General features: G+C 57.4%; 29 protein-coding genes and 4 tRNA genes. All 33 read left to right on the top strand.

From position 1 onward, the window contains the following. Positions 1-185 precede the first annotated feature (185 nt). Complete coding sequence (gene birA, locus IAE38_RS08215) at positions 186-1145, top strand: bifunctional biotin--[acetyl-CoA-carboxylase] ligase/biotin operon repressor BirA (RefSeq protein ID WP_201216954.1); 960 nt, start codon at positions 186-188, stop codon at positions 1143-1145. After that, on the top strand, positions 1135-1884 hold the full coding sequence (locus IAE38_RS08210; RefSeq protein ID WP_201216950.1) for a pantothenate kinase: 750 nt from the start codon (positions 1135-1137) through the stop codon (positions 1882-1884). Before birA ends, IAE38_RS08210 begins: the two co-directional genes overlap by 11 nt. Positions 1885-1892: 8 nt before the next feature. Then, a complete protein-coding gene (locus IAE38_RS08205; RefSeq protein ID WP_201216947.1) occupies positions 1893-2318 on the top strand; it encodes a hypothetical protein in 426 nt (141 codons plus the stop codon). A 152-nt stretch (positions 2319-2470) separates the two neighbouring features. Further along, positions 2471-2554: transfer RNA gene (locus IAE38_RS08200), tRNA-Tyr, on the top strand. A gap of 24 nt (positions 2555-2578) precedes the next feature. Then, positions 2579-2652, top strand: a tRNA-Gly gene (locus IAE38_RS08195). Positions 2653-2681: 29 nt separating this feature from the next. Then, positions 2682-2757 (top strand) — tRNA-Thr (locus IAE38_RS08190). A gap of 78 nt (positions 2758-2835) precedes the next feature. Further along, complete coding sequence (gene tuf / locus IAE38_RS08185) at positions 2836-4029, top strand: elongation factor Tu (protein ID WP_038411791.1); 1194 nt, start codon at positions 2836-2838, stop codon at positions 4027-4029. Between the two features lie 54 nt (positions 4030-4083). Continuing rightward, a tRNA-Trp gene (locus IAE38_RS08180) sits at positions 4084-4159 on the top strand. A gap of 44 nt (positions 4160-4203) precedes the next feature. Then, a complete protein-coding gene (secE, locus tag IAE38_RS08175) occupies positions 4204-4572 on the top strand; it encodes a preprotein translocase subunit SecE (protein ID WP_028633696.1) in 369 nt (122 codons plus the stop codon). Between the two features lie 9 nt (positions 4573-4581). Beyond that, positions 4582-5115: a transcription termination/antitermination protein NusG gene (nusG, locus tag IAE38_RS08170; RefSeq protein ID WP_043199430.1), complete on the top strand. Its 534-nt coding sequence runs from the start codon at positions 4582-4584 to the stop codon at positions 5113-5115. 119 nt (positions 5116-5234) lie between these two features. Continuing rightward, positions 5235-5666, top strand: a complete 432-nt coding sequence (gene rplK, locus IAE38_RS08165; RefSeq protein WP_028633698.1) for a 50S ribosomal protein L11 — start codon at positions 5235-5237, stop codon at positions 5664-5666. Further along, entirely contained in the window at positions 5666-6361 is a 696-nt protein-coding gene (rplA, locus tag IAE38_RS08160; protein ID WP_027915749.1) for a 50S ribosomal protein L1, read from the top strand. Before rplK ends, rplA begins: the two co-directional genes overlap by 1 nt. A 197-nt stretch (positions 6362-6558) precedes the next feature. Further along, the gene (gene rplJ / locus IAE38_RS08155; protein ID WP_028633699.1) at positions 6559-7059 is read left to right on the top strand and encodes a 50S ribosomal protein L10; all 501 of its coding nucleotides are present in this window, start codon (positions 6559-6561) and stop codon (positions 7057-7059) included. 78 nt (positions 7060-7137) lie between these two features. Further along, positions 7138-7503, top strand: a complete 366-nt coding sequence (gene rplL / locus IAE38_RS08150) for a 50S ribosomal protein L7/L12 (RefSeq protein WP_003255496.1) — start codon at positions 7138-7140, stop codon at positions 7501-7503. A 220-nt stretch (positions 7504-7723) separates the two neighbouring features. Beyond that, entirely contained in the window at positions 7724-11797 is a 4074-nt protein-coding gene (gene rpoB / locus IAE38_RS08145) for a DNA-directed RNA polymerase subunit beta (RefSeq protein ID WP_028633700.1), read from the top strand. Positions 11798-11861: 64 nt separating this feature from the next. Then, positions 11862-16061, top strand: coding sequence for a DNA-directed RNA polymerase subunit beta' (gene rpoC / locus IAE38_RS08140; RefSeq protein WP_028633701.1), 4200 nt, complete (start codon positions 11862-11864; stop codon positions 16059-16061). 210 nt (positions 16062-16271) lie between these two features. Continuing rightward, a complete protein-coding gene (rpsL, locus tag IAE38_RS08135) occupies positions 16272-16643 on the top strand; it encodes a 30S ribosomal protein S12 (RefSeq protein ID WP_003255492.1) in 372 nt (123 codons plus the stop codon). Between the two features lie 106 nt (positions 16644-16749). Beyond that, positions 16750-17220: a 30S ribosomal protein S7 gene (gene rpsG / locus IAE38_RS08130; protein ID WP_003246741.1), complete on the top strand. Its 471-nt coding sequence runs from the start codon at positions 16750-16752 to the stop codon at positions 17218-17220. A gap of 30 nt (positions 17221-17250) precedes the next feature. After that, entirely contained in the window at positions 17251-19395 is a 2145-nt protein-coding gene (gene fusA / locus IAE38_RS08125; RefSeq protein ID WP_028695406.1) for an elongation factor G, read from the top strand. A gap of 27 nt (positions 19396-19422) precedes the next feature. Continuing rightward, positions 19423-20616: an elongation factor Tu gene (gene tuf / locus IAE38_RS08120; protein ID WP_038411791.1), complete on the top strand. Its 1194-nt coding sequence runs from the start codon at positions 19423-19425 to the stop codon at positions 20614-20616. A gap of 141 nt (positions 20617-20757) precedes the next feature. Beyond that, positions 20758-21069: a 30S ribosomal protein S10 gene (gene rpsJ, locus IAE38_RS08115; protein ID WP_003186070.1), complete on the top strand. Its 312-nt coding sequence runs from the start codon at positions 20758-20760 to the stop codon at positions 21067-21069. Between the two features lie 80 nt (positions 21070-21149). Continuing rightward, positions 21150-21785 carry a 50S ribosomal protein L3 gene (rplC, locus tag IAE38_RS08110; protein WP_028633080.1) on the top strand — a complete coding sequence of 212 codons (636 nt, stop codon included), beginning with the start codon at positions 21150-21152 and terminating at the stop codon, positions 21783-21785. Between the two features lie 12 nt (positions 21786-21797). Further along, positions 21798-22400: a 50S ribosomal protein L4 gene (gene rplD, locus IAE38_RS08105; protein ID WP_003255485.1), complete on the top strand. Its 603-nt coding sequence runs from the start codon at positions 21798-21800 to the stop codon at positions 22398-22400. Continuing rightward, positions 22397-22696 carry a 50S ribosomal protein L23 gene (rplW, locus tag IAE38_RS08100; protein ID WP_003255484.1) on the top strand — a complete coding sequence of 100 codons (300 nt, stop codon included), beginning with the start codon at positions 22397-22399 and terminating at the stop codon, positions 22694-22696. Before rplD ends, rplW begins: the two co-directional genes overlap by 4 nt. A gap of 14 nt (positions 22697-22710) precedes the next feature. After that, positions 22711-23535: a 50S ribosomal protein L2 gene (rplB, locus tag IAE38_RS08095; RefSeq protein ID WP_027915105.1), complete on the top strand. Its 825-nt coding sequence runs from the start codon at positions 22711-22713 to the stop codon at positions 23533-23535. A gap of 16 nt (positions 23536-23551) precedes the next feature. Continuing rightward, positions 23552-23827 (top strand): 30S ribosomal protein S19, encoded by a 276-nt coding sequence (gene rpsS, locus IAE38_RS08090; RefSeq protein WP_010486981.1) that lies wholly within the window; start codon positions 23552-23554, stop codon positions 23825-23827. A gap of 11 nt (positions 23828-23838) precedes the next feature. Then, the gene (gene rplV / locus IAE38_RS08085) at positions 23839-24171 is read left to right on the top strand and encodes a 50S ribosomal protein L22 (protein ID WP_003103908.1); all 333 of its coding nucleotides are present in this window, start codon (positions 23839-23841) and stop codon (positions 24169-24171) included. Between the two features lie 13 nt (positions 24172-24184). Then, complete coding sequence (gene rpsC / locus IAE38_RS08080) at positions 24185-24871, top strand: 30S ribosomal protein S3 (protein WP_023535026.1); 687 nt, start codon at positions 24185-24187, stop codon at positions 24869-24871. Positions 24872-24883: 12 nt separating this feature from the next. Next, positions 24884-25297: a 50S ribosomal protein L16 gene (gene rplP / locus IAE38_RS08075; protein WP_003255479.1), complete on the top strand. Its 414-nt coding sequence runs from the start codon at positions 24884-24886 to the stop codon at positions 25295-25297. Beyond that, positions 25297-25488 (top strand): 50S ribosomal protein L29, encoded by a 192-nt coding sequence (gene rpmC / locus IAE38_RS08070; RefSeq protein ID WP_002555481.1) that lies wholly within the window; start codon positions 25297-25299, stop codon positions 25486-25488. Before rplP ends, rpmC begins: the two co-directional genes overlap by 1 nt. Before the next feature lie 2 nt (positions 25489-25490). Beyond that, complete coding sequence (rpsQ, locus tag IAE38_RS08065; protein WP_023534981.1) at positions 25491-25757, top strand: 30S ribosomal protein S17; 267 nt, start codon at positions 25491-25493, stop codon at positions 25755-25757. A gap of 23 nt (positions 25758-25780) precedes the next feature. After that, positions 25781-26149, top strand: a complete 369-nt coding sequence (gene rplN / locus IAE38_RS08060; RefSeq protein WP_002555479.1) for a 50S ribosomal protein L14 — start codon at positions 25781-25783, stop codon at positions 26147-26149. A gap of 11 nt (positions 26150-26160) precedes the next feature. Continuing rightward, positions 26161-26475, top strand: a complete 315-nt coding sequence (gene rplX / locus IAE38_RS08055; protein WP_003255476.1) for a 50S ribosomal protein L24 — start codon at positions 26161-26163, stop codon at positions 26473-26475. Positions 26476-26477: the final 2 nt, after the last annotated feature.

Raw genomic sequence — 26477 nt, 5'->3', positions numbered from 1 at the left:
TCATTTCGCAAAACCCCTATCTGCGCATGCAGGTAGGGGTTTTGTCTTTGTGCGATAAAAATTCCCCCAGAGCTTGCGGCAGCCCTTGTCCCGCTGAGGGCAGGGCATCACCGGAACGCCCCTTTTCCTATGCAAGCCCACGACCCATGGCTATCATGCCTGCCTTATCCAACGTTGAGACTGGCATGCTGAAGTTGTTGAACCTCCTCAAGGATGGCCGATTCCATTCCGGAGAAGCTCTAGGGGCAGCCCTCGGGGTGAGTCGCAGTGCGGTATGGAAACAGCTGCAACACCTTGAGAGCGAACTTAACCTCACCATTCACAAGGTCCGTGGCCGTGGCTACCAGTTAGCTGCGCCCTTGGCAATGCTCGACGCAAAGGCTATAGCCGGCTTTGCCACGCAAGCCCCGTGGCCCGTCTTCATTCATGAATCCATCGACTCTACAAATGCAGAGGGTTTGCGCCTGGCAGCACAAGGGCAGCAGGCGCCTTTCGTGGTGTTGGCGGAGCGCCAGAGTGCTGGTCGTGGGCGGCGTGGCCGAGAGTGGGTCAGCCCCTTCGCCGAGAACCTTTACTACAGCCTGGTCTTGCGCGTAGACGGCGGTATGCGCCAGCTTGAGGGCTTGAGCCTGGTTGTTGGCTTGGCCGTTATGCGCACCCTGCAAGCATTTGGCGTGAATGCTGTAGGCCTGAAGTGGCCTAACGACGTTCTGGTCAATGGCCAGAAGATCACCGGCATCCTCCTCGAGCTGGTAGGCGACCCTGCCGATGTTTGTCATGTGGTGCTGGGTATCGGCATCAATGTAAACATGCAGGTCAACGCGCAGGTAGATCAGCAATGGACATCCATGCGGCGTGAGGTGGGAGCGGTGATTGATCGCAACCACCTGGTCGCCTCGCTCAGTCAACAGTTGCAGCATGAACTTGCCCGTCATCGCCGCTATGGCTTTGCAGCGTTTCAAGAGGAATGGGAGCAGGCGCATCTGTGGCAAGGGCGTAACGTGTCACTGATAGCAGGCACCACGCGCATTGACGGCTTGGTACTGGGCGTTGATGGGCAAGGCGGTTTGCGCCTTGTGGTGGACGGCGTTGAAAAAAGCTTCAGTGGCGGTGAGCTGAGTTTGAGGTTGCGTGATGATTCTTGAGCTCGATTGCGGCAATAGCTTCATCAAGTGGCGGGTGATCCATAGCCTGGATGCCATGATTGTCGCAGGTGGAACCGTTGAGTCTGACCAGGCGCTTGTGGAGGGTGTGGCTGCCCTGCCTGCGGTGCAATTGACAGGCTGCCGAATTGTCAGCGTCAGAAGTGAAGAAGAGACCGAAGCTCTGTGCACGCTGATTGCGCAGGTGTTTTCAGTGCAGTCGCATGTGGCGCGTTCTGCCCGAGAAATGGCCGGTGTGCGAAATGGCTATGACGACTACCAGCGCTTGGGTATGGATCGCTGGCTGGCTGTTCTGGGCGCCTACCACCTTGCACGTGGCGCGTGCCTGGTAATAGACCTGGGCACAGCAGCAAAAGCGGATTATGTAGCCGCAGACGGTGAACACCTCGGCGGCTACATTTGCCCTGGTATGCCTTTGATGCGCGGCCAGCTGCGCACCCATACACGGCGCATCCGTTACGATGATGCCTCCGCTGAGCGCGCATTGGCCACCTTGTTGCCGGGCCGTTCCACGGTTGAAGCGGTAGAACGTGGCTGCGTGCTGATGCTGCAGGGCTTTGCGCAGACGCAGATCGAGCAGGCGCATGCCCTTTGGGGGAGTGACTTTACGGTCTTCCTTACGGGCGGTGATGCACCGTTGCTGAGGGATACGCTCCCACAGGCTCGGGTGGTGCCTGATCTGGTCTTCGTCGGTTTGGCGATGGCCTGTCCATTGAACTGAGGTGCCCTATGCGCTGGTTATTTTTGCTGTTGCTGGTACTCAATGCCTTTTATTACGTGTGGCATCAGCAAGGCGCGCCGTTGAGGGTAAAAGAGGTTGCGCCCCTGTCTTTGTATAAAGGCAGCCAGCAGGAAATACGCCTGGTGCGCGAGGCGGGTGTGCTGGCATCGCCCAGGCGTCGCGACGAGTGCCTGATAGTGGGTGGCGCCATGGGCCAGGAGCAGATCGATGCCCTGCGGCAGAGGTTGACGAGCCTGGACATAGCAACGCTTCCGGTGGTTGCACAGCTGCCAGGTGCGGAAGGGCGCTGGCTAAAGGTGGAGCCCGACAGCGAGCGTTTACTGGACGCAGCAGCCCTGGCGGCTCTTTCCAATGATTTCAAAGACTTAAAACATAAAATTATTTTCTGCCAGGGTATTGCAACTGGTGAATAGCTTGATAGAATGGCGCCCGCTTCGCAGGGAACACCACTCAGGTGGCAGAACTGGAAGCGGTGTCAAAGTAGCTAAGTTTCAGATTTGATTGAAAAAATTTGAAAAATCGCTTGACACTGAGGCGGCAGACAAATAGAATGCCGGCCACATCTGGAGGGATTCCCGAGCGGCCAAAGGGGACGGACTGTAAATCCGTTGCGAGAGCTTCGAAGGTTCGAATCCTTCTCCCTCCACCAGTTTTAGCGAGAGCCGTAAGCTCCGCGGGTATAGTTTAGTGGTAGAACCTCAGCCTTCCAAGCTGATGATGCGGGTTCGATTCCCGCTACCCGCTCCAAGTTTGCTGGATTTTGCACAACGTGTTTCGCTCTTGTAGCTCAGTTGGTAGAGCACACCCTTGGTAAGGGTGAGGTCAGCGGTTCAAGTCCGCTCAAGAGCTCCATATAAACAAGGCAGATATGAAAATATCTGCCTTTGTTTTATCAGCGCAAGACTATTTCTTCTGCGGAGGATTGTATCGATGGCTAAGGAAAAGTTTGATCGTTCCCTTCCCCACGTTAACGTCGGCACTATCGGCCACGTTGACCACGGTAAGACCACTCTGACCGCAGCTCTGACTCGCGTCTGCTCCGAAGTATTCGGTTCGGCAGTCGTTGAGTTCGACAAGATCGACTCGGCTCCAGAAGAAAAAGCGCGCGGTATCACCATCAACACCGCTCACGTTGAGTACAACTCGACCATTCGTCACTACGCTCACGTTGACTGCCCAGGTCACGCTGACTACGTGAAGAACATGATCACCGGTGCTGCCCAGATGGACGGCGCGATCCTGGTTTGCTCGGCCGCCGATGGTCCGATGCCACAAACCCGTGAGCACATCCTGCTGTCCCGTCAGGTTGGCGTTCCGTACATCGTGGTCTTCCTGAACAAGGCTGACCTGGTAGACGACGCTGAGCTGCTGGAGCTGGTCGAGATGGAAGTTCGCGACCTGCTGTCCACCTACGACTTCCCAGGCGACGACACCCCGATCATCATCGGTTCGGCTCGTATGGCGCTGGAAGGCAAAGACGACAACGAAATGGGCACTACCGCTGTCAAGAAGCTGGTAGAGACTCTGGACAGCTACATTCCTGAGCCCGTTCGTGCCATCGACCAGCCATTCCTGATGCCGATCGAAGACGTATTCTCGATCTCGGGCCGTGGTACCGTTGTAACTGGCCGTATCGAGCGTGGCATCGTCCGCGTTCAGGATCCGCTGGAAATCGTTGGTCTGCGTGACACCACCACCACCACCTGCACCGGTGTTGAGATGTTCCGCAAGCTGCTGGACGAAGGCCGTGCTGGCGAGAACTGCGGCGTTCTGCTGCGTGGTACCAAGCGTGACGACGTTGAGCGTGGCCAGGTTCTGGTCAAGCCAGGTTCGGTCAAGCCGCACACCAAGTTCACCGCAGAAGTCTACGTCCTGTCGAAGGAAGAAGGCGGCCGTCACACGCCGTTCTTCAAAGGCTACCGTCCTCAGTTCTACTTCCGTACCACTGACGTGACCGGTAACTGCGAACTGCCGGAAGGCGTTGAAATGGTAATGCCAGGTGACAACATTCAGATGACTGTCACCCTGATCAAAACCATCGCAATGGAAGACGGTCTGCGCTTCGCTATCCGTGAAGGCGGTCGTACCGTCGGCGCCGGTGTCGTAGCGAAAATCATTGAATAAGTAGTTGATTTACTTGATTAGGCCGGTATAATAGCCGGCCTGATACAGCGTTACAGGTCAGTAGCTCAATTGGCAGAGCGACGGTCTCCAAAACCGTAGGTTGGGGGTTCGATTCCCTCCTGACCTGCCATTTCACCTCGGTGTGATGGCTTTCTTATTACAGGATCCTCCTCGATGACCCCCAAAACTGAAGCCCAAGAATCGCGTTTTGATCTGTTCAAGTGGCTGGCTGTAGTGGCTTTGGTGGTAGTTGGTGTGGTGGGTAATCAGTATTACTCCGCAGCGCCAATCCTGTACCGTGTCCTCGCGCTTCTTGTTCTTGCTGCTGCTGCAGGCTTCGTTGCCTTGCAAACAGTGAAGGGTAAGTCGTTCTTCGCGCTGGCAAAGGAAGCACGTGCCGAGATTCGTAAAGTCGTATGGCCGACCCGCCAGGAAACCACCCAGACCACGTTGATTGTCGTGGCTGTCGTGCTGGTTATGGCACTGCTGTTGTGGGGGCTCGATTCCCTGCTCGGTTGGGCGGTCTCCTTGATCGTTGGCTAAAGGTGTCCCGTGGCTAAGCGTTGGTATGTTGTTCATGCTTACTCGGGTTACGAGAAGCATGTGATGCGCTCCCTGATTGAGCGTGTCAAGCTGGCTGGCATGGAAGACGGTTTCGGCGAGATCCTGGTTCCGACCGAAGAAGTCGTCGAAATGCGCAACGGCCAGAAGCGCAAGAGTGAGCGCAAATTCTTCCCTGGCTATGTACTGGTCCAGATGGAGATGAACGAAGGGACTTGGCACTTGGTCAAGGACACCCCTCGTGTAATGGGTTTCATTGGTGGTACTGCAGACAAGCCTGCGCCTATCACCGATAAAGAGGCCGAGGCCATCCTGCGTCGCGTTGCCGACGGCAGTGACAAGCCCAAGCCGAAGACGCTGTTCGAGCCAGGTGAAGTGGTTCGTGTTGTTGATGGTCCGTTCGCAGACTTCAACGGCAGTGTCGAAGAGGTTAACTACGAAAAGAGCCGACTGCAGGTTGCAGTGCTCATTTTCGGTCGCTCCACGCCTGTGGAGCTCGAGTTCAGCCAGGTCGAAAAGGTCTAGGCGGACGAAGCATCCCATACCCCGCAGCCCTGTGTGCTGCGGGGTTTTGTCGTCACTGGGATAAAACGCAAGTCATCCGGGGAGCCATCAGGCGTTCGTACCCGATTTTGGAGTAGCTCATGGCTAAGAAGATTCAGGCTTACATCAAGCTGCAAGTTAAGGCCGGCCAGGCCAACCCAAGCCCACCCGTTGGTCCAGCACTGGGTCAACACGGTGTGAACATCATGGAATTCTGCAAGGCCTTCAACGCCCGTACCCAGGGTCAAGAAGCCGGCCTGCCGACGCCTGTGATCATCACTGTCTACAGCGACCGTAGCTTCACCTTCGAGACCAAGAGCACCCCTGCCTCGGTTCTGCTGAAGAAAGCTGCTGGCCTGACCAGTGGTTCGGCTCGCCCGAACACCGTTAAAGTCGGTACCGTGACCCGTGCTCAGCTGGAAGAGATCGCCAAGACCAAACAGGCCGATCTGACTTCTGCTGACCTGGACGCTGCTGTACGCACCATCGCTGGCTCTGCCCGCAGCATGGGCCTGAACGTGGAGGGTGTGTAATGGCTAAGCTGACCAAGCGTCAAAAGGCAATCGCCGAGAAAATCGAAGCAGGCAAGGCCTACAACTTCGAAGAAGCGGCCACTCTGCTGGCTTCGCTGCCGGCTGCCAAGTTCGTAGAGTCCTACGACATCGCCGTTAACCTCGGTGTTGACCCGCGTAAATCCGACCAGGTCGTACGTAGCGCTACTGTGCTGCCGCACGGCACTGGCAAGACCGTTCGCGTAGCCGTCTTCACCCAGGGTCCAGCTGCTGAGGCCGCTTTGGCTGCCGGCGCTGACCGCGTAGGTATGGACGACCTGGCTGCCGAAATGAAAGGCGGCGACCTGAACTATGACGTCGTTATCGCATCGCCAGATGCCATGCGCGTTGTAGGTCAGCTGGGTCAGGTTCTGGGTCCTCGCGGCCTGATGCCTAACCCGAAAGTGGGTACCGTAACCCCAGACGTAGCCACTGCCGTGAAAAACGCCAAGGCTGGTCAGGTTCGCTATCGCACCGACAAAAACGGTATCATCCATACCTCCGTTGGCAAGATCGGCTTTGAAGCTGGCAAGCTGAAGGAAAACGTTGAAGCCCTGATCGCTGATCTGAAGCGTATCAAGCCTGCTTCCTCGAAAGGTATCTACGTCAAGCGCGTTACCCTGAGCACCACCATGGGCCCAGGTCTGGTCATCGATCAGAGCTCGCTGGACGTGTAAGAACATGGCGGTGCGACCTGTCGCACCGCCAGCAAAAATTGGGGTCCCTGCCTGGCGGGGGCTATCCAAGACCGTAGGTGGCGCAAGCCTTAAAACACCAGCCCACGCAGATGGTGCTCCCGATTCGTTACCGAATCAGACACCAAAACGACATCCGGCTTCGGCCAGATGAAACGGTAAAAACCAGGAGTAAACCCGTGGCAATTAAACTCGAAGACAAGAAGGCCATCGTCGCTGAAGTCAACGAGGCTGCCAAAGTCGCTCTGTCCGCTGTCGTGGCCGATGCCCGTGGTGTGACTGTAAGCGCAATGACCGGACTCCGTAAAGAGGCCCGCGAAGCTGGCGTCTACGTACGTGTCGTACGTAACACCCTGCTCAAGCGCGCTGTTGAAGGCACCGAATATTCGATCCTCAACGACGTGTTCAAAGGCCCGACCCTGATTGCTTTCTCCAACGAACACCCGGGCGCTGCTGCTCGTCTGTTCAAAGAGTTCGCCAAGGGTCAGGACAAGTTCGAGATCAAGGCAGCTGCGTTTGACGGCAATTTCATTGCAGCGAACCAGATCGACGTGTTGGCTACCCTGCCGACCCGCGACGAAGCTATTGCGAAACTGATGAGCGTGATCCAAGGCGCTACCAGCAAGCTGGCTCGTACTCTGGCAGCCATTCGCGACCAGAAAGAAGCTACCGCTGCCTAAGGCACGCGCGACTCTTTCAAAATCATTCGTTTAATTTGATGGCTGCGTAGGCTGTCACCCCAATACAGGATTTAAGTCATGTCCCTGACTAACGAGCAAATCATCGAAGCCATCGGCCAGAAAACCGTTCTGGAAGTTGTTGAGCTGATCAAAGCGATGGAAGAAACCTTCGGTGTTACCGCTGCTGTTGCCGCCGCTGGCCCAGCTGCTGCTGCTGCCGTTGTTGAAGAGCAGACCGAGTTCAACGTTGTTCTGGTTGAAGCCGGCGACAAGAAAGTGAACGTGATCAAAGCCGTTCGCGAACTGACCGGTCTGGGCCTGAAAGAAGCCAAAGAGAAAGTCGATGGCGCTCCTCAGGTTGTAGCTGAAGGCGTTTCGAAAGAAGCCGCTGAAGACGCTAAGAAGAAGCTGGAAGAAGCAGGCGCTAAAGTCGAGCTGAAGTAATCTCGACTTTGCGACTCCAGTCCGAGCGTTGAGCAAAGGGCTGATGGCTGGTGGCTTGCGCCACCGGCCTTTTTCCGTTATTGGCGGCCGGCCAAGCCGGCCCCGATAACGAGCTGCAAAACACCCATGTGGGTGGCGCAAACCAAGGGGTTTGCACGATTTTCTGGCTGCTCCCGCCGGGAGAAGCCAAACAAGCAGGTGACCAAGCTGGGGAACGCTGATGGCTTACTCATACACTGAGAAAAAACGTATCCGCAAGGACTTTAGCAAGTTGCCGGACGTTATGGATGTGCCTTACCTCCTGGCCATCCAGCTGGATTCGTATCGCGAATTCCTGCAAGCGGGAGCATCCAAGGATAACTTCCGCGACGTCGGCCTGCACGCGGCCTTCAAATCGGTATTCCCGATCATCAGCTACTCCGGCAATGCTGCCTTGGAGTACGTAGGCTATCGCCTGGGCGAACCCGCCTTCGATGTGAAGGAATGTGTCCTGCGTGGCGTGACCTTCGCGGTCCCACTGCGGGTCAAGGTGCGCCTGATCATCTTCGACAAGGAATCGTCGAACAAAGCGATCAAGGACATCAAAGAGCAAGAAGTCTACATGGGTGAAATCCCCCTGATGACTGAGAACGGTACCTTTGTAATCAACGGTACCGAGCGTGTGATCGTTTCCCAGCTGCACCGTTCGCCTGGTGTGTTCTTCGACCACGACCGTGGCAAGACTCACAGCTCGGGCAAGCTGCTGTACTCCGCTCGCATCATCCCTTACCGCGGTTCCTGGCTGGACTTCGAGTTCGACCCGAAGGACTGCGTATTCGTGCGTATCGACCGTCGCCGCAAACTGCCGGCCTCGGTGCTGTTGCGTGCGCTGGGTTACAGCACTGAAGAAGTGCTCAATACCTTCTACACCACCAACGTGTTCCACATTTCCGGCGAGAAACTCAGCCTGGAACTGGTGCCGCAGCGTCTGCGTGGTGAAGTCGCGGTCATGGACATCCATGACGAAAGCGGCAAGGTCATCGTTGAACAAGGCCGCCGTATCACTGCGCGCCACATCAACCAGATCGAAAAGGCTGGCGTGAAGCAGCTGGACGTTCCTATGGAATACGTCCTGGGCCGCACCACCGCCAAGGCCATCGTGCACCCGGCTACCGGCGAAATCCTGGCCGAATGCAACACCGAGTTGACCACCGATCTGCTGATCAAGGTCGCGAAGGCACAGGTCGTCCGTATCGAGACCCTGTACACCAACGACATCGACTGTGGTCCGTTCATCTCCGACACGCTGAAGATCGACACCACCAGCAACCAGCTGGAAGCGCTGGTCGAGATCTACCGCATGATGCGTCCCGGCGAGCCGCCGACCAAGGATGCTGCCGAGACCCTGTTCAACAACCTGTTCTTCAGCGCCGAGCGCTACGACCTGTCCGCTGTAGGTCGCATGAAGTTCAACCGTCGTATCGGTCGCACCGAAATCGAAGGTTCGGGTGTGCTGAGCAAGGAAGACATCGTCGAGGTTCTGAAGACCCTGGTCGATATCCGTAACGGCAAAGGTATCGTCGACGACATCGACCACCTGGGTAACCGTCGTGTACGTTGCGTCGGCGAGATGGCCGAGAACCAGTTCCGTGTAGGCCTGGTGCGTGTAGAGCGCGCGGTCAAGGAACGTCTGTCCATGGCCGAAAGCGAAGGCTTGATGCCGCAGGACCTGATCAACGCCAAGCCAGTTGCGGCGGCGGTGAAAGAGTTCTTCGGCTCCAGCCAGCTCTCGCAGTTCATGGACCAGAACAACCCGCTGTCCGAGATCACCCACAAGCGCCGTGTCTCTGCACTTGGCCCGGGCGGTCTGACCCGTGAGCGTGCCGGCTTCGAAGTCCGTGACGTACACCCGACCCACTACGGCCGCGTGTGCCCGATCGAGACCCCTGAAGGTCCGAACATCGGTCTGATCAACTCCCTGGCAGCCTATGCCCGCACCAACCAATACGGCTTCCTCGAAAGCCCGTATCGCGTGGTGAAGGAAGGTGTGGTCAGCGACGACATCGTGTTCCTGTCCGCCATCGAAGAGGCTGATCACGTGATCGCCCAGGCTTCGGCCGCGATGAACGACAAGAAGCAGCTGATCGACGAACTGGTAGCGGTCCGTCACCTGAACGAATTCACCGTCAAGGCGCCGGAAGACGTCACCCTGATGGACGTTTCGCCGAAGCAGGTTGTTTCTGTTGCAGCGTCGCTGATTCCGTTCCTCGAGCACGACGACGCCAACCGTGCGTTGATGGGCTCGAACATGCAGCGTCAGGCTGTACCGACACTGCGCGCTGACAAGCCGCTGGTAGGTACTGGCATGGAGCGCAACGTTGCCCGTGACTCCGGTGTCTGCGTGGTTGCTCGCCGTGGTGGTGTGATCGACTCGGTCGACGCCAGCCGTGTCGTGGTTCGCGTGGCCGATGACGAAGTGGAAACCGGCGAAGCAGGTGTAGATATCTACAACCTGACCAAGTACACCCGTTCGAACCAGAACACCTGCATCAACCAGCGTCCGCTGGTGAGCAAGGGTGACAAGGTTCAGCGCGGCGACATCATGGCTGACGGCCCGTCCACCGACATGGGTGAACTGGCACTGGGCCAGAACATGCGCATCGCGTTCATGGCGTGGAACGGCTTCAACTTCGAAGACTCCATCTGCCTGTCCGAGCGTGTGGTCCAGGAAGATCGCTTCACCACCATCCACATCCAGGAACTGACCTGTGTGGCCCGTGACACCAAGCTTGGCCCAGAAGAAATCACTGCGGACATCCCGAACGTGGGTGAAGCTGCACTGAACAAACTGGACGAAGCCGGTATTGTCTACGTGGGTGCTGAAGTCGGCGCCGGTGACATCCTGGTCGGCAAGGTAACGCCAAAAGGCGAAACCCAGCTGACGCCGGAAGAGAAACTCCTGCGCGCAATCTTCGGTGAGAAGGCCAGCGACGTTAAGGACACCTCCCTGCGTGTGCCAACCGGCACCAAGGGTACTGTCATCGACGTACAGGTCTTCACCCGCGATGGCGTCGAGCGCGACAGCCGCGCCCTGGCCATCGAGAAGATGCAGCTGGACGAGATCCGCAAGGACCTCAACGAAGAGTTCCGCATCGTTGAAGGCGCTACCTTCGAACGTCTGCGCTCTGCTCTGAACGGCCAGGTGGTCGACGGTGGTGCGGGCCTGAAGAAAGGCACCGTGGTTTCCGACGAGGTGCTGGACGGCCTGGAGCACGGCCAGTGGTTCAAACTGCGCATGGCTGAGGATGCACTGAACGAGCAGCTGGAAAAGGCTCAGCAGTACATCGTCGACCGTCGCCGTCTGCTGGACGACAAGTTCGAAGACAAGAAGCGCAAGCTGCAGCAGGGCGATGACCTGGCACCGGGCGTACTGAAGATCGTCAAGGTCTACCTGGCTATCCGCCGTCGCATCCAGCCGGGTGACAAGATGGCGGGCCGTCACGGTAACAAAGGTGTTGTCTCGGTTATCATGCCGGTTGAAGACATGCCTCACGATGCCAACGGTACGCCGGTAGACGTCGTGCTCAACCCGCTGGGCGTACCTTCGCGTATGAACGTCGGTCAGATCCTTGAAACCCACCTGGGCCTCGCAGCCAAAGGCCTGGGCGAGAAGATCGACCGCATGATCGAAGAGCAACGCAAGGCTGCAGAGCTGCGCGTGTTCCTGACCGAGGTCTACAACGAGATCGGTGGTCGTCAGGAAAACCTCGACGAGTTCACTGACGAAGAGATCCTGGCCCTGGCCCATAACCTGAAGAAGGGTGTGCCAATGGCTACCCCGGTCTTCGATGGTGCCAAAGAGCGCGAGATCAAGGCCATGCTGAAACTGGCCGACCTGCCAGAGAGCGGCCAGATGGTGCTGTTCGATGGCCGTACCGGCAACAAGTTCGAGCGTCCTGTGACCGTTGGTTACATGTACATGCTTAAGCTGAACCACTTGGTGGACGACAAGATGCACGCGCGTTCCACTGGTTCCTACAGCCTGGTTACCCAGCAGCCGCTGGGTGGTAAGGCGCAGTTCGGTGGTCAGCGTTTCGGGGAGATGGAAGTGTGGGCGCTGGAAGCATACGGCGCGGCATACACCCTGCAAGAAATGCTCACAGTGAAGTCGGACGACGTGAACGGCCGTACCAAGATGTACAAGAACATCGTGGATGGCGATCACCGTATGGAGCCGGGCATGCCCGAGTCCTTCAACGTGTTGATCAAAGAGATCCGTTCGCTCGGTATCGATATCGATCTGGAAACCGAATAACACGTGACGCGAAGGGGAGTGGGGCAGGTAATGCCCGCTCCCTGCTCCGCCAGGAGGAAAGGCCTTGAAAGACCTACTGAATCTGCTGAAAAACCAGGGTCAAGTCGAAGAGTTCGACGCCATCCGCATCGGTCTGGCGTCGCCTGAAATGATCCGTTCGTGGTCGTTCGGTGAAGTTAAGAAGCCGGAAACCATCAACTACCGTACGTTCAAACCCGAGCGTGACGGCCTGTTCTGCGCCAAGATCTTTGGCCCAGTCAAGGACTACGAGTGCCTGTGCGGCAAGTACAAGCGCCTCAAGCACCGCGGCGTCATCTGCGAGAAGTGCGGCGTTGAAGTTGCCCTGGCCAAGGTTCGTCGTGAGCGCATGGCGCACATCGAACTGGCCTCGCCGGTTGCCCACATCTGGTTCCTGAAGTCGCTGCCGTCCCGTATCGGCCTGCTGATGGACATGACCCTGCGTGATATCGAGCGCGTTCTCTACTTCGAGAGCTATGTCGTTATCGACCCGGGCATGACCACCCTTGAAAAAGGTCAGCTGCTGAACGACGAGCAGTACTTCGAAGCGCTGGAAGAGTTCGGTGACGACTTCGACGCCCGCATGGGTGCCGAGGCTGTCCGCGAGCTGCTGCACGCGATCGACCTGGAGCACGAGATTGGCCGCCTGCGTGAAGAAATTCCGCAGACCAACTCGGAAACCAAGATCAAGAAGCTGTCCAAGCGCCTGAAGCTGATGGAAGCTTTCCAGGGCTCGGGCAACCTGCCTGAGTGGATGGTTCTGACCGTCCTGCCAGTATTGCCGCCGGACCTGCGTCCGCTGGTACCGCTGGATGGCGGCCGCTTCGCGACCTCCGACCTGAACGACCTGTATCGTCGGGTGATCAACCGTAACAACCGTCTGAAGCGCCTGCTGGATCTGTCGGCACCGGACATCATCGTGCGCAACGAAAAGCGCATGCTGCAGGAAGCGGTCGACGCCCTGCTGGACAACGGCCGTCGCGGTCGCGCCATCACTGGCTCGAACAAGCGTCCGCTGAAGTCCCTGGCTGACATGATCAAAGGTAAGCAAGGTCGCTTCCGTCAGAACTTGCTCGGCAAGCGCGTGGACTACTCTGGCCGTTCGGTAATTACCGTAGGCCCGACCCTGCGTCTGCACCAGTGCGGTCTGCCGAAGAAGATGGCCCTCGAGCTGTTCAAGCCGTTCATTTTCGGCAAGCTCGAAATGCGCGGCCTGGCGACCACCATCAAGGCTGCCAAGAAGATGGTCGAGCGCGAGCTGCCCGAGGTTTGGGACGTACTCGCCGAGGTCATCCGCGAACACCCCGTACTGCTCAACCGTGCACCCACCCTGCACCGTCTGGGTATTCAGGCGTTCGAGCCGGTTCTGATCGAAGGCAAGGCCATTCAGCTGCACCCGCTGGTGTGTGCGGCGTACAACGCCGACTTCGACGGTGATCAGATGGCCGTTCACGTGCCGCTGACGCTGGAAGCCCAGCTCGAAGCGCGCGCACTGATGATGTCGACCAACAACATTCTGTCGCCAGCCAACGGTGAGCCAATCATCGTTCCGTCGCAGGACGTTGTACTGGGTCTGTACTACATGACCCGTGAAGCCATCAACGCCAAGGGCGAAGGTCGCGTATTCGCCGACCTGCAGGAAGTCGACCGCGTATTCCGCGCCGGCGAAGCCGCCCTGCACGCGAAAATCAAGGTTCGTATCAACGAAACCGTGAAAGACCGCGATGGCAGCGTGACCAAGAATACCCGTATCGTCGATACCACCGTCGGCCGAGCGCTGTTGTTCCAGGTTGTTCCGGCAGGCCTGCCGTACGACGTGGTCAACCAGCCGATGAAGAAAAAGGCGATCTCCAAACTGATCAACCAGTGCTACCGCGTGGTGGGTCTGAAAGAGACCGTTATCTTCGCTGACCAGCTGATGTACACCGGTTTCGCTTATTCGACCATCTCCGGTGTTTCCATCGGTGTGAACGACTTTGTCATCCCGGATGAGAAAGCCCGCATCATCGGTAACGCTACCGATGAAGTGAAAGAGATCGAGAGCCAGTATGCGTCCGGCCTGGTAACCCAGGGCGAGAAGTACAACAAGGTCATCGACTTGTGGTCCAAGGCGAACGACGAAGTGTCCAAGGCGATGATGGCCAACCTCTCGAAAGAGAAGGTCATCGACCGTGAGGGCAATGAAGTCGATCAGGAGTCCTTCAACTCCATGTACATGATGGCTGACTCCGGTGCGCGGGGTTCCGCTGCCCAGATCCGTCAGCTGGCCGGTATGCGTGGCCTGATGGCCAAGCCTGACGGCTCCATCATCGAGACGCCAATCACGGCGAACTTCCGTGAAGGCCTGAGCGTACTTCAGTACTTCATCTCGACGCACGGTGCTCGTAAGGGTCTGGCGGATACCGCACTGAAGACCGCGAACTCGGGTTACCTGACCCGTCGTCTGGTAGACGTTGCGCAGGACCTGGTGGTAACCGAGATCGATTGCGGTACCGACCAAGGCCTGGTGATGACGCCGCACATCGAAGGTGGCGACGTTGTAGAGCCGCTGGGTGAGCGCGTACTGGGCCGTGTCATTGCCCGTGACGTGTTCAAGCCAGGCACCGAGGATGTAATCGTGCCGGCCGGTACGCTGGTCGACGAGCAGTGGGTCGAGTTCATCGAGCTGAACAGCATCGACGAAGTGATCGTGCGTTCGCCGATCAACTGCGAAACCCGCTACGGCATCTGCGCCAAGTGCTACGGCCGTGACCTGGCTCGCGGTCACCAGGTGAACATCGGTGAAGCTGTCGGCGTTATCGCTGCACAGTCGATCGGTGAGCCGGGTACCCAGCTGACCATGCGTACGTTCCACATCGGTGGTGCTGCAAGCCGTACCTCGGCTGCCGACAGCGTCCAGGTGAAGAACGGCGGTATGGTTCGTCTGCACAACCTGAAGCAGGTCGAGCGCGCTGACGGTAACCTGGTTGCCGTATCCCGTTCGGGCGAACTGGCGATTGCCGATGAGTTCGGCCGTGAGCGTGAGCGTTACAAGCTGCCTTACGGTGCGGTAATTTCGGTCAAGGAAGGTGACAAGGTCGAAGCTGGCGCAATCGTCGCCAAGTGGGACCCGCACACCCACCCGATCGTGACCGAGCTGAAAGGTACCGTGACCTTCGTGGGCATGGAAGAAAACATTACCATCAAGCGCCAGACCGACGAGCTGACCGGCCTGACCAACATCGAAGTCCTGGACGTCAAGGATCGCCCTGCCGCTGGCAAGGAAATCCGTCCGGCGATCAAGATGGTCGATGCCAACGGCAAGGATCTGTACCTGCCAGGTACTGACGTACCGGCGCAGTACTTCCTGCCTGCCAACGCCTTGGTGGGTGTTGCTGACGGTGCGCAGATCGGTGTGGGTGACGTTATTGCGCGTATTCCGCAAGAAACGTCCAAGACCCGTGACATCACCGGTGGTCTGCCGCGCGTTGCCGACCTGTTCGAAGCGCGCCGTCCGAAAGAAGCCTCGATTCTGGCTGAAGTCAGCGGCACCATCGCGTTCGGTAAAGAAACCAAGGGCAAGCGTCGCCTGGTCATTACCCCGACCGACGGCAGCGATCCGTACGAAGAGCTGATTCCGAAGTGGCGCCACCTGAACGTCTTCGAAGGCGAACAGGTAAACCGCGGCGAAGTTATCTCCGACGGCCCGAGCGATCCGCACGACATCCTGCGTTTGCTGGGTGTGAGCGCGCTGGCGAAGTACATCGTCAACGAGATCCAGGACGTTTACCGTCTGCAGGGCGTGAAGATCAACGACAAGCACATCGAGACCATCCTGCGTCAGATGCTGCGCAAGGTCGAGATCTCCGAGTCGGGCGATTCCAGCTTCATCAAGGGCGACCAGATGGAACTGACTCAGGTGCTGGTAGAGAACGAGCGCCTGGCTGGCGACGACAAGTTCGTCTCCAAGTTCACCCGTGTGCTGCTGGGTATCACCAAGGCGTCGCTGTCGACCGAGTCGTTCATCTCCGCGGCTTCCTTCCAGGAAACCACCCGCGTGCTGACCGAAGCGGCGGTAACCGGCAAGCGCGATTACCTGCGCGGCCTGAAAGAGAACGTGGTCGTGGGTCGTCTGATCCCGGCCGGTACCGGTCTGGCCTACCACAGCGAGCGCAAGCGTCGCCGTGAAGCAGACAAGCCGCTGCGTGTGAGCGCCAGTGAGGTTGAAGCCGCACTGACCGAAGCACTGAACTCCAGCGGTAACTGAGTACAGGGCAGGGCCCCGGCAGCCTCGAACGACCATCGCTGACATGAAATGTTGCCGATGATCGGGCGAGGACGGCCGGGGCTTCGTCTTGACTGGGTGCAAGATCCTCTTTAGACTTTTGTACCCTTAAATTTGGTGAGGCTCCGTCTCGCCAATTTTTGGCTTTCTTGCAAGACAATAGCGTCGCAAGACAATCAGTGGAGCTAGTAGATGGCAACTATCAACCAGCTGGTACGTCAGCCGCGTAAGCGTTCGGTCGAAAAGTCCGACGTTCCTGCGCTGCAGAACTGCCCGCAACGTCGTGGCGTGTGCACCCGTGTGTACACCACCACGCCGAAAAAACCTAACTCGGCACTGCGTAAAGTATGCCGTGTGCGTCTGACCAACGGTTTCGAGGTTTCCTCGTACATCGGTGGTGAAGGCCACAACCTGCAAGAGCACAGCGTCGTCCTGATCCGTGGCGGCCGTGTAAAAGACTTGCCAGGTGTTCGTTACCACACCGTTCGCGGCTCTCTGGATACTTCGGGCGTTAAAGGCCGTAACCAGGGTCGTTCGAAGTACGGTACCAAGCGTCCGAAGTAATCGGCCGTTTGCAGACATCCATTTTTTTGAGTCGATAAGAGTAAGGTCGGGCAGGGGTCGCAGACCCACGTCCCGGGCTAACCTGAAGACCGTTTGAGGGCTTATCATGCCAAGACGTCGTGTAGCAGCAAAACGTGAGATTCTCGACGATCCTAAGTACGGATCGCAGATTCTCGCCAAGTTCATGAACCACGTGATGGAAAGCGGCAAGAAGGCCGTAGCCGAGCGCATCGTTTACGGTGCCCTGGATACTGTCAAAGCGCGCAAGAACAGCGACCCCCTGGAAATCTTCGAGAAAGCTCTCGACGCCATCGCTCCGCTGGTCGAAGTTAAGTCCCGTCGTGTCGGCGGTGCTACTTACCAGGTTCCGGTTGAAGTTCGTCCCTCCCGTCGTAACGCTCTGGCAATGCGCTGGCTCGTAGACTACGCCCGCAAGCGCGGCGAGAAGTCGATGGCTCTGCGCCTGGCCGGCGAGCTGCTGGATGCTGCTGAAGGCAAGGGTGCTGCAGTCAAGAAGCGTGAAGACGTGCACCGTATGGCCGAGGCCAACAAAGCGTTCTCGCACTACCGCTTCTAATTCAAGCATCAATCATTTTGCGAGGGCTTTATGGCTCGTACTACAGCAATTAACCGCTACCGCAACATTGGTATTTGCGCCCACGTTGACGCGGGCAAAACTACCACTACCGAGCGGATCCTGTTCTACACAGGTTTGAGCCACAAAATGGGCGAGGTGCACGACGGCGCCGCGACCACCGACTGGATGGTGCAGGAGCAGGAGCGGGGTATTACCATTACCTCCGCTGCCGTTACCACCTTCTGGAAAGGTTCTGTTGGTCAGTATGACAACTACCGCGTTAACGTCATCGATACCCCCGGCCACGTTGACTTCACCATTGAAGTAGAACGTTCGCTGCGCGTACTCGACGGCGCGGTCGTCGTGTTCTGCGGTACCTCCGGCGTTGAGCCGCAGTCCGAAACCGTATGGCGTCAGGCCAACAAATACGGTGTTCCACGTATCGTCTACGTGAACAAGATGGACCGTGCCGGTGCCAACTTCCTGCGCGTCGTAGGCCAGATCAAGAACCGCCTGGGTCACACCCCGGTTCCGATCCAGCTGGCCATCGGTTCGGAAGATAACTTCCAGGGTCAGGTCGACCTGATCAAGATGAAGGCTATCTACTGGAACGAAGACGACAAAGGCACCACCTATCGCGAGGAAGAGATTCCTGCCGATATGCTGGAGCTGGCTGAAGAGTGGCGCAACAACATGGTTGAAGCCGCCGCCGAAGCCAACGAAGAACTGATGAACAAGTACCTTGAAGAAGGTGAGCTGACCGTCGAAGAGATCAAGGCAGGCCTGCGCGCGCGCACCCTGGCCAGCGAAATCGTTCCGGCTGTCTGCGGTTCGTCGTTCAAGAACAAGGGCGTTCCCCTGGTTCTCGACGCCGTCATCGAGTTCCTGCCTGCTCCGACCGAGATCCCTGCAATCCAGGGTATCAACCCGGACGACAAGGACCTGGACAAAGAAGACCCGGCTGTCCGCAAGGACGAGCGTCACGCTGACGACGACGAGCCGTTCTCGGCCCTGGCGTTCAAGATCGCGACTGACCCGTTCGTGGGTACGCTGACCTTCGTCCGCGTTTACTCGGGCGTTCTGAGCTCCGGTGACTCGGTCATCAACTCGGTCAAAGGCAAGAAAGAGCGCGTTGGCCGTATGGTGCAGATGCACGCCAACCAGCGTGAAGAGATCAAAGAAGTTCGCGCTGGTGACATCGCGGCGCTGATCGGCATGAAAGACGTAACCACGGGCGAAACCCTGTGCAACGCCGACAAGCCAATCATTCTCGAGCGTATGGACTTCCCTGAGCCGGTTATCTCGCTCTCCGTAGAGCCGAAAACCAAGGCTGACCAGGAGAAGATGGGCATCGCACTGGGCAAGCTGGCCCAGGAAGACCCGTCGTTCCGCGTCAAGACCGACGAAGAGACTGGCCAGACCATCATCTCCGGTATGGGTGAGCTGCACCTGGACATCCTCGTTGACCGCATGAAGCGCGAATTCAACGTCGAAGCCAACATCGGCAAGCCGCAGGTTTCGTACCGCGAGAAGATCACCAAGTCCAACGTTGAGATCGAAGGCAAATTCGTTCGTCAGTCGGGTGGTCGTGGTCAGTTCGGTCACTGCTGGATCCGTTTCTCGGAGCCGGAAGTTGACGCGAAGGGCAACATCACCGAAGGTCTGGAATTCAAGAACGAAGTCGTGGGTGGTGTAATTCCGAAGGAATTCATTGCCCCGATCCAGAAGGGTATCGAAGAGCAGATGAAAAACGGCGTCGTTGCCGGTTATCCTCTGATCGGCCTCAAGGCCACGGTATTCGACGGTTCGTACCACGACGTCGACTCCAACGAAATGGCGTTCAAAATCGCTGCTTCGATGGCAACCAAGCAACTGGCCCAGAAGGGCGGTGGCGTGGTTCTCGAGCCGATCATGAAAGTCGAAGTTGTAACCCCGGAAGACTACCTGGGTGACGTGATGGGTGACCTGAACCGTCGTCGTGGTCTGGTACAGGGTATGGATGAATCGGTCTCCGGCCGCGTCGTCCGCGCTGAAGTTCCGCTCGGAGAGATGTTCGGTTACGCGACCGACGTTCGTTCCATGTCTCAGGGTCGCGCAAGCTACTCCATGGAATTCTCCAAATACGCCGAAGCTCCGTCGAACATCGTCGAAGCACTCGTTAAAAAACAAGGCTAATCCCCTTTAGGCAAGAGGTTCACTGTCGTGGCTAAAGAAAAATTTGATCGTTCCCTTCCCCACGTTAACGTCGGCACTATCGGCCACGTTGACCACGGTAAGACCACTCTGACCGCAGCTCTGACTCGCGTCTGCTCCGAAGTATTCGGTTCGGCAGTCGTTGAGTTCGACAAGATCGACTCGGCTCCAGAAGAAAAAGCGCGCGGTATCACCATCAACACCGCTCACGTTGAGTACAACTCGACCATTCGTCACTACGCTCACGTTGACTGCCCAGGTCACGCTGACTACGTGAAGAACATGATCACCGGTGCTGCCCAGATGGACGGCGCGATCCTGGTTTGCTCGGCCGCCGATGGTCCGATGCCACAAACCCGTGAGCACATCCTGCTGTCCCGTCAGGTTGGCGTTCCGTACATCGTGGTCTTCCTGAACAAGGCTGACCTGGTAGACGACGCTGAGCTGCTGGAACTGGTCGAGATGGAAGTTCGCGACCTGCTGTCCACCTACGACTTCCCAGGCGACGACACCCCGATCATCATCGGTTCGGCTCGTATGGCGCTGGAAGGCAAAGACGACAACGAAATGGGCACTACCGCTGTCAAGAAGCTGGTAGAGACTCTGGACAGCTACATTCCTGAGCCAGTTCGTGCCATCGACCAGCCATTCCTGATGCCGATCGAAGACGTATTCTCGATCTCGGGCCGTGGTACCGTTGTAACTGGCCGTATCGAGCGTGGCATCGTCCGCGTTCAGGATCCGCTGGAAATCGTTGGTCTGCGTGACACCACCACCACCACCTGCACCGGTGTTGAGATGTTCCGCAAGCTGCTGGACGAAGGCCGTGCTGGCGAGAACTGCGGCGTTCTGCTGCGTGGTACCAAGCGTGACGACGTTGAGCGTGGCCAGGTTCTGGTCAAGCCAGGTTCGGTCAAGCCGCACACCAAGTTCACCGCAGAAGTCTACGTCCTGTCGAAGGAAGAAGGCGGCCGTCACACGCCGTTCTTCAAAGGCTACCGTCCTCAGTTCTACTTCCGTACCACTGACGTGACCGGTAACTGCGAACTGCCGGAAGGCGTTGAAATGGTAATGCCAGGTGACAACATTCAGATGACTGTCACCCTGATCAAAACCATCGCAATGGAAGACGGTCTGCGCTTCGCTATCCGTGAAGGCGGTCGTACCGTCGGCGCCGGCGTTGTGGCCAAAATCATCGAGTAATCACTCGACCGATTGAAAAAACCCCCGCTCAGCGGGGGTTTTTTTTATTGGGTTGACACTAATTGGGGGCGTCTATAGAATCACGCCTCCTTTTAGCGGGCGTAGTGCGTCCGTTGGGAACAGCCTGGAGTCTGAAATCCAATGCAAAATCAGCAAATCCGAATCAGGTTGAAGGCTTTCGACCATCGCCTGATCGACCAATCCACCCAGGAAATCGTGGAAACCGCGAAACGTACTGGTGCACAAGTGCGTGGTCCAATTCCACTGCCTACCCGCAAAGAGCGTTTCACCGTTCTGGTCTCCCCGCACGTCAACAAAGACGCGCGTGACCAGTACGAGATCCGCACTCATAAGCGTGTTCTGGACATCGTCCAGCCAACGGATAAAACCGTTGATGCGCTGATGAAGCTTGATCTGGCGGCAGGTGTGGAAGTACAGATCAGCCTCGGCTAAGACTTCGGTCTAGTCGTGTAACGCTCTGAAATGGGCGGCCATAGCGGGTGAAAGCCCCGTACACTCATGAGGTTTACAACATGACTATTGGTGTAATCGGTCGCAAGTGCGGTATGACCCGCATTTTCACCGAAGAAGGTGTCTCCATTCCGGTCACGGTCATCGAGATCGAGCCGAATCGTGTCACCCAGTTCAAAACTGAAGAAACCGATGGCTACCGTGCAGTGCAAGTCACTGTCGGCGAGCGTCGTGCTTCGCGTGTGACTGCCGCTCAGGCAGGCCACTTCGCCAAGGCCAACGTTGCCGCTGGTCGCGGTGTTTGGGAGTTCCGTCTTGAAGAAGGCGATTTCCAGGCTGGCGATCTGATCAAAGCTGAACTCTTCGCTGCAGGCCAGCTGGTAGACGTTACTGGTCAGTCCAAAGGTAAAGGCTTCGCCGGTACCATCAAGCGCTGGAACTTCCGTGGCCAGGACAACACCCACGGTAACTCCGTGTCGCACCGTGTCCCAGGTTCCATCGGCCAGTGCCAGACTCCTGGTCGTGTGTTCAAGGGCAAGAAAATGTCCGGTCACATGGGCGCCGAGCGCGTGACTGTGCAGTCCCTGGAAGTTGTTCGCGTAGACGCTGAGCGCAACCTGCTGCTCGTCAAAGGTGCCGTTCCAGGCGCTACTGGCGGCGACGTGGTTGTACGTCCAGCTGTCAAGGCTCGCGGTTAAGGGGAAACTGACATGCAACTTAATGTAAATGACGCTCAGGCGATCGAAGTTTCCGAACTGACTTTCGGTGGCGAATTCAACGAGACGCTGGTTCACCAAGCAGTCGTGGCCTACATGGCCGGCGGCCGTCAGGGCACCAAGCAGCAAAAGACCCGTTCCGACGTGGCTGGTGGCGGTAAGCGCCCATGGCGTCAGAAGGGTACTGGCCGTGCTCGTGCTGGTACCACTCGTGGTCCGATCTGGCGTGGCGGTGGTGTTACCTTCGCAGCTCGCCCTCAAGATCACTCGCAGAAGCTCAACAAGAAGATGTATCGCGCTGCCCTGCGCTCCATCCTCGCTGAGCTGGTGCGTAGCGACCGTCTGGTCGTGGTTCAGGACTTCGCTGTTGAAGCGCCGAAAACCAAAGATCTGCTGAACAAGCTGAACGGCATGGGTCTGAGCGATGTGTTGATCGTTTCCGACGCTGTTGATCAGAACCTGTACCTGGCTGCTCGTAACCTGCCGCACGTCGATGTACGTGACGTACAAGGTTCCGACCCGGTCAGTCTGATCGCATACGAGAAAGTGTTGATCACTGTCTCGGCCGTGAAGAAATTCGAGGAGCTGCTGGGATGAACCAGGAACGCGTATTTAAAGTCCTCCTTGGCCCGCACGTTTCCGAGAAGGCTACCGTTCTGGCTGAGAAGAAAGGCCAGTTCGTATTCAAGGTTGCTACCGATGCAACCAAGCTGGAAATCAAGAAAGCTGTCGAAGGCCTGTTCAACGTAAAAGTTGAAAACGTGTCGACTGTTAACGTTCTGGGTAAAACCAAGCGTACCGCACGTGGTCTGGGCAAGCGTAATGACTGGAAGAAGGCGATCGTCTCCCTTCAGCCAGGCCAAGATCTCGATTTCAGCAGCAGTGCTGAGTAAGGAAGGGGTGCATCATGGCAATCGTTAAATGCAAACCGACTTCCCCTGGCCGCCGTTTCGTGGTCAAGGTGGTCAACAAGGAGCTGCACAAAGGCGCTCCTCACGCACCGCTGCTCGAGAAGAAATCGAAGTCTGGTGGTCGTAACAACAATGGCCGTATTACCACGCGTCACGTAGGTGGTGGTCATAAGCAGCATTACCGTCTGGTCGACTTCCGTCGCAACGACAAAGATGGCATCCCCGCCACTGTCGAGCGTATCGAATACGATCCAAACCGTACTGCTCACATCGCCCTGCTGTGCTACGCAGACGGTGAGCGTCGCTACATCATCGCCCCTAAAGGCGTGAGCGCTGGCGACCAGCTGATCGCAGGTGCACTGGCCCCAATCAAGGCCGGTAACTCCCTGCAGCTGCGCAACATTCCAGTAGGTAGCACCATTCACGGCATCGAACTGAAGCCGGGTAAAGGTGCACAGATCGCTCGTTCCGCTGGTGCCTCGGCTCAGCTGATCGCTCGCGAAGGTGTCTACGTGACCCTGCGTCTGCGCTCTGGTGAAATGCGTAAAGTCCTGGCTGAGTGCCGTGCGACACTGGGCGAAGTCTCGAACTCCGAGCACAGCCTGCGTTCGCTGGGTAAAGCTGGTGCCAAACGCTGGCGCGGCGTTCGCCCAACCGTTCGTGGTGTTGCCATGAACCCGGTTGACCACCCACATGGTGGTGGTGAAGGTCGTACCTCCGGTGGTCGTCATCCGGTATCGCCATGGGGCTTCCCAACCAAGGGTGCTAAAACCCGTGGTAATAAGCGTACCGACAACATGATCGTCCGTCGTCGCAAGTAACTAGAGGGATACGACAGTGCCACGTTCTCTGAAAAAAGGTCCTTTTATCGATCTTCACCTCTTGAAGAAGATCGAAGTGGCGGTGGAGAAGAACGATCGCAAGCCAGTTAAAACCTGGTCGCGCCGTTCGATGATCCTGCCACAAATGGTCGGTCTGACCATCGCCGTACACAACGGTCGTCAACACGTCCCCGTTCTGGTGAACGAAGACATGGTCGGCCACAAACTGGGCGAGTTCGCCGGTACCCGCACCTACCGCGGGCACGTGGCTGACAAGAAAGCCAAGCGTTAAGGGGTAAGGAAATGGAAGTAGCCGCTAAGTTGTCGGGCGCTCGCATCTCCGCCCAGAAAGCCCGCTTGGTCGCCGACCAGATCCGCGGGAAGAAGGTGGGCGAAGCGCTCAACCTGTTGGCCTTCAGCAGCAAAAAAGCCGCTGAAATCATGAAGAAAGTCCTCGAGTCGGCCGTAGCCAACGCCGAACACAACGAAGGCGCAGACGTTGATGACCTGAAGGTCTCCACCGTTTTCGTCAACGAAGGGCGTTCGCTGAAGCGCATCATGCCACGTGCCAAAGGCCGTGCTGATCGCATCGTCAAGCGGTCTTGCCATATCACTGTCAAGGTTGCGGACAAGTAACGGAGTCGATCAGATGGGTCAGAAAGTACATCCCACTGGCATTCGCCTGGGAATCGTCAAGGAGCACACCTCCGTCTGGTACGCAGACGGTGCTACTTACGCAGATTACCTGTTGAAGGATCTGAAAACGCGTGAGTACCTCCACGACAAACTAAAAAGCGCGTCCGTAAGCCGTATCGATATTCATCGTCCGGCTCAAACTGCACGCATCACCATCCACACCGCTCGTCCCGGTATCGTTATCGGCAAGAAGGGTGAGGATGTCGAGAAGCTGCGTCAGGACCTGACCAAGCAGATGGGTGTGCCTGTGCACATCAACATCGAAGAGATCCGCAAGCCGGAACTCGACGCCATGCTGGTTGCGCAAAGCGTAGCTCAGCAGCTGGAACGCCGCGTAATGTTCCGTCGCGCCATGAAGCGCGCCGTGCAGAACGCCATGCGTATTGGTGCCAAGGGCATCAAGATCCAGGTGAGCGGTCGTCTCGGCGGCGCTGAGATTGCTCGTACCGAGTGGTATCGCGAAGGTCGTGTGCCTCTGCACACCCTGCGTGCCGATATCGACTACAACACCTACGAAGCTCACACCACTTACGGTGTGATCGGTGTGAAGGTTTGGATCTTCAAAGGCGAAGTAATTGGTGGTCGCCAAGAAGAACTGAAACCACAAGCACCAGCGCCTCGTAAAAAAGCTGCTAAGTAAGGGGTACGCCAAATGTTGCAACCAAAGCGTACAAAATTCCGCAAGCAGATGACTGGCCACAACCGTGGTCTGGCGCTGCGCGGTAGCAAAGTCAGCTTCGGCGAATTCGCCCTGAAAGCTGTTGCTCGCGGTCGCCTCACCGCTCGCCAGATCGAGTCCGCACGTCGTGCGCTGACCCGTCACGTAAAACGTGGCGGCAAGATCTGGATCCGTGTGTTCCCGGACAAGCCGATCTCCAAAAAGCCTCTTGAGGTTCGTATGGGTAAAGGTAAGGGTTCCGTGGAGTACTGGGTTGCCCAGATCCAGCCAGGTAAAGTCCTGTACGAGATCGAGGGTGTTTCTGAAGAGCTGGCGCGCGAAGCTTTCGCCCTGGCTGCTGCAAAGCTGCCTCTCGCCACCTCCTTTGTTAAGCGGACGGTGATGTGATGAAAGCGAATGAACTTCGTGAAAAATCGGCACAGCAGCTGAACGAGCAACTGCTCGGCTTGCTGCGCGACCAGTTCAATCTGCGCATGCAGAAAGCAACTGGCCAGTTGGGGCAGTCGCACCTGCTCTCGCAAGTTAAGCGTGACATCGCTCGCGTGAAAACTGTGCTCAACCAGCAGGCAGGTAAGTGATCATGGCTGAAGCTGAAAAAACCGTCCGTACGCTGACTGGCCGTGTCGTCAGCGACAAAATGGACAAGACCATCACCGTTCTGATCGAGCGTCGCGTCAAGCACCCGATCTACGGTAAATACGTTAAGCGTTCGACTAAGCTGCACGCGCACGACGAAACCAACCAGTGCAAAATCGGCGACAAGGTTTCCATTACCGAAACCCGTCCGCTGGCCAAGACCAAGTCCTGGGCACTGGTTGAAGTCCTCGAACGCGCTGTTGAAGTCTAAGGGCTAGGGGTCGGAGAAATTTTATGATTCAGACTCAATCCATGCTCGATGTGGCCGATAACAGCGGCGCTCGTCGCGTCATGTGCATCAAGGTGCTCGGCGGTTCGCACCGTCGTTACGCCGGCATCGGTGACATCATCAAAGTTACCGTCAAGGAAGCGATTCCGCGCGGTAAGGTCAAAAAAGGCCAGGTGATGACCGCTGTTGTTGTGCGCACCCGTCACGGTGTTCGTCGCGCCGACGGTTCCATCATTCGTTTCGACGGCAACGCTGCTGTTCTGCTGAACAACAAGCAAGAGCCGATCGGCACTCGCATCTTCGGGCCAGTGACCCGTGAACTTCGTACCGAGAAGTTCATGAAGATCGTCTCGCTCGCCCCTGAAGTGCTGTAAGGAGATCCGACATGCAAAAGATTCGTCGTGACGACGAGATCATCGTGATCGCCGGCAAAGACAAAGGTAAGCGCGGTAAGGTGCTGAAGGTTCTCGCTGACGACCGTCTGGTCATCGGTGGCGTGAACCTGGTCAAGCGTCATACCAAGCCTAACCCGATGGCGGGCGTTCAGGGCGGTATCGTCGAGAAAGAAGCGCCTCTGCACGCTTCCAACGTTGCCATCTTCAACGGTGAAACCAACAAGGCTGACCGCGTTGGTTTCAAAGTAGAAGACGGTAAGAAAATTCGTGTCTTCAAGTCGACCCAAAAAGCGGTTGATGCTTGAAC

The sequence above is a fragment of the Pseudomonas sp. S32 genome, from assembly GCF_016648095.1.
Taxonomy (GTDB): Bacteria; Pseudomonadota; Gammaproteobacteria; order Pseudomonadales; family Pseudomonadaceae; genus Aquipseudomonas; species Aquipseudomonas parafulva.
The sequence above is the reverse complement of the archived record's forward strand: the minus strand, read 5'-3'. Positions and strand labels throughout refer to the sequence as shown.

Excerpts from the sequence above, each read along its gene's own strand:
- birA (WP_201216954.1), top strand. The coding sequence starts at position 186 with ATGCTGAAGTTGTTGAACCTCCTCAAGGATGGCCGATTCCATTCCGGA.
- IAE38_RS08210 (WP_201216950.1), top strand. The coding sequence starts at position 1,135 with ATGATTCTTGAGCTCGATTGCGGCAATAGCTTCATCAAGTGGCGGGTG.
- IAE38_RS08205 (WP_201216947.1), top strand. The coding sequence starts at position 1,893 with ATGCGCTGGTTATTTTTGCTGTTGCTGGTACTCAATGCCTTTTATTAC.
- tuf (WP_038411791.1), top strand. The coding sequence starts at position 2,836 with ATGGCTAAGGAAAAGTTTGATCGTTCCCTTCCCCACGTTAACGTCGGC.
- secE (WP_028633696.1), top strand. The coding sequence starts at position 4,204 with ATGACCCCCAAAACTGAAGCCCAAGAATCGCGTTTTGATCTGTTCAAG.
- rplK (WP_028633698.1), top strand. The coding sequence starts at position 5,235 with ATGGCTAAGAAGATTCAGGCTTACATCAAGCTGCAAGTTAAGGCCGGC.
- rplA (WP_027915749.1), top strand. The coding sequence starts at position 5,666 with ATGGCTAAGCTGACCAAGCGTCAAAAGGCAATCGCCGAGAAAATCGAA.
- rplL (WP_003255496.1), top strand. The coding sequence starts at position 7,138 with ATGTCCCTGACTAACGAGCAAATCATCGAAGCCATCGGCCAGAAAACC.
- rpoB (WP_028633700.1), top strand. The coding sequence starts at position 7,724 with ATGGCTTACTCATACACTGAGAAAAAACGTATCCGCAAGGACTTTAGC.
- rpsL (WP_003255492.1), top strand. The coding sequence starts at position 16,272 with ATGGCAACTATCAACCAGCTGGTACGTCAGCCGCGTAAGCGTTCGGTC.
- rpsG (WP_003246741.1), top strand. The coding sequence starts at position 16,750 with ATGCCAAGACGTCGTGTAGCAGCAAAACGTGAGATTCTCGACGATCCT.
- fusA (WP_028695406.1), top strand. The coding sequence starts at position 17,251 with ATGGCTCGTACTACAGCAATTAACCGCTACCGCAACATTGGTATTTGC.
- rpsJ (WP_003186070.1), top strand. The coding sequence starts at position 20,758 with ATGCAAAATCAGCAAATCCGAATCAGGTTGAAGGCTTTCGACCATCGC.
- rplC (WP_028633080.1), top strand. The coding sequence starts at position 21,150 with ATGACTATTGGTGTAATCGGTCGCAAGTGCGGTATGACCCGCATTTTC.
- rplD (WP_003255485.1), top strand. The coding sequence starts at position 21,798 with ATGCAACTTAATGTAAATGACGCTCAGGCGATCGAAGTTTCCGAACTG.
- rplW (WP_003255484.1), top strand. The coding sequence starts at position 22,397 with ATGAACCAGGAACGCGTATTTAAAGTCCTCCTTGGCCCGCACGTTTCC.
- rplB (WP_027915105.1), top strand. The coding sequence starts at position 22,711 with ATGGCAATCGTTAAATGCAAACCGACTTCCCCTGGCCGCCGTTTCGTG.
- rplV (WP_003103908.1), top strand. The coding sequence starts at position 23,839 with ATGGAAGTAGCCGCTAAGTTGTCGGGCGCTCGCATCTCCGCCCAGAAA.
- rpsC (WP_023535026.1), top strand. The coding sequence starts at position 24,185 with ATGGGTCAGAAAGTACATCCCACTGGCATTCGCCTGGGAATCGTCAAG.
- rplP (WP_003255479.1), top strand. The coding sequence starts at position 24,884 with ATGTTGCAACCAAAGCGTACAAAATTCCGCAAGCAGATGACTGGCCAC.
- rpmC (WP_002555481.1), top strand. The coding sequence starts at position 25,297 with ATGAAAGCGAATGAACTTCGTGAAAAATCGGCACAGCAGCTGAACGAG.
- rpsQ (WP_023534981.1), top strand. The coding sequence starts at position 25,491 with ATGGCTGAAGCTGAAAAAACCGTCCGTACGCTGACTGGCCGTGTCGTC.
- rplN (WP_002555479.1), top strand. The coding sequence starts at position 25,781 with ATGATTCAGACTCAATCCATGCTCGATGTGGCCGATAACAGCGGCGCT.
- rplX (WP_003255476.1), top strand. The coding sequence starts at position 26,161 with ATGCAAAAGATTCGTCGTGACGACGAGATCATCGTGATCGCCGGCAAA.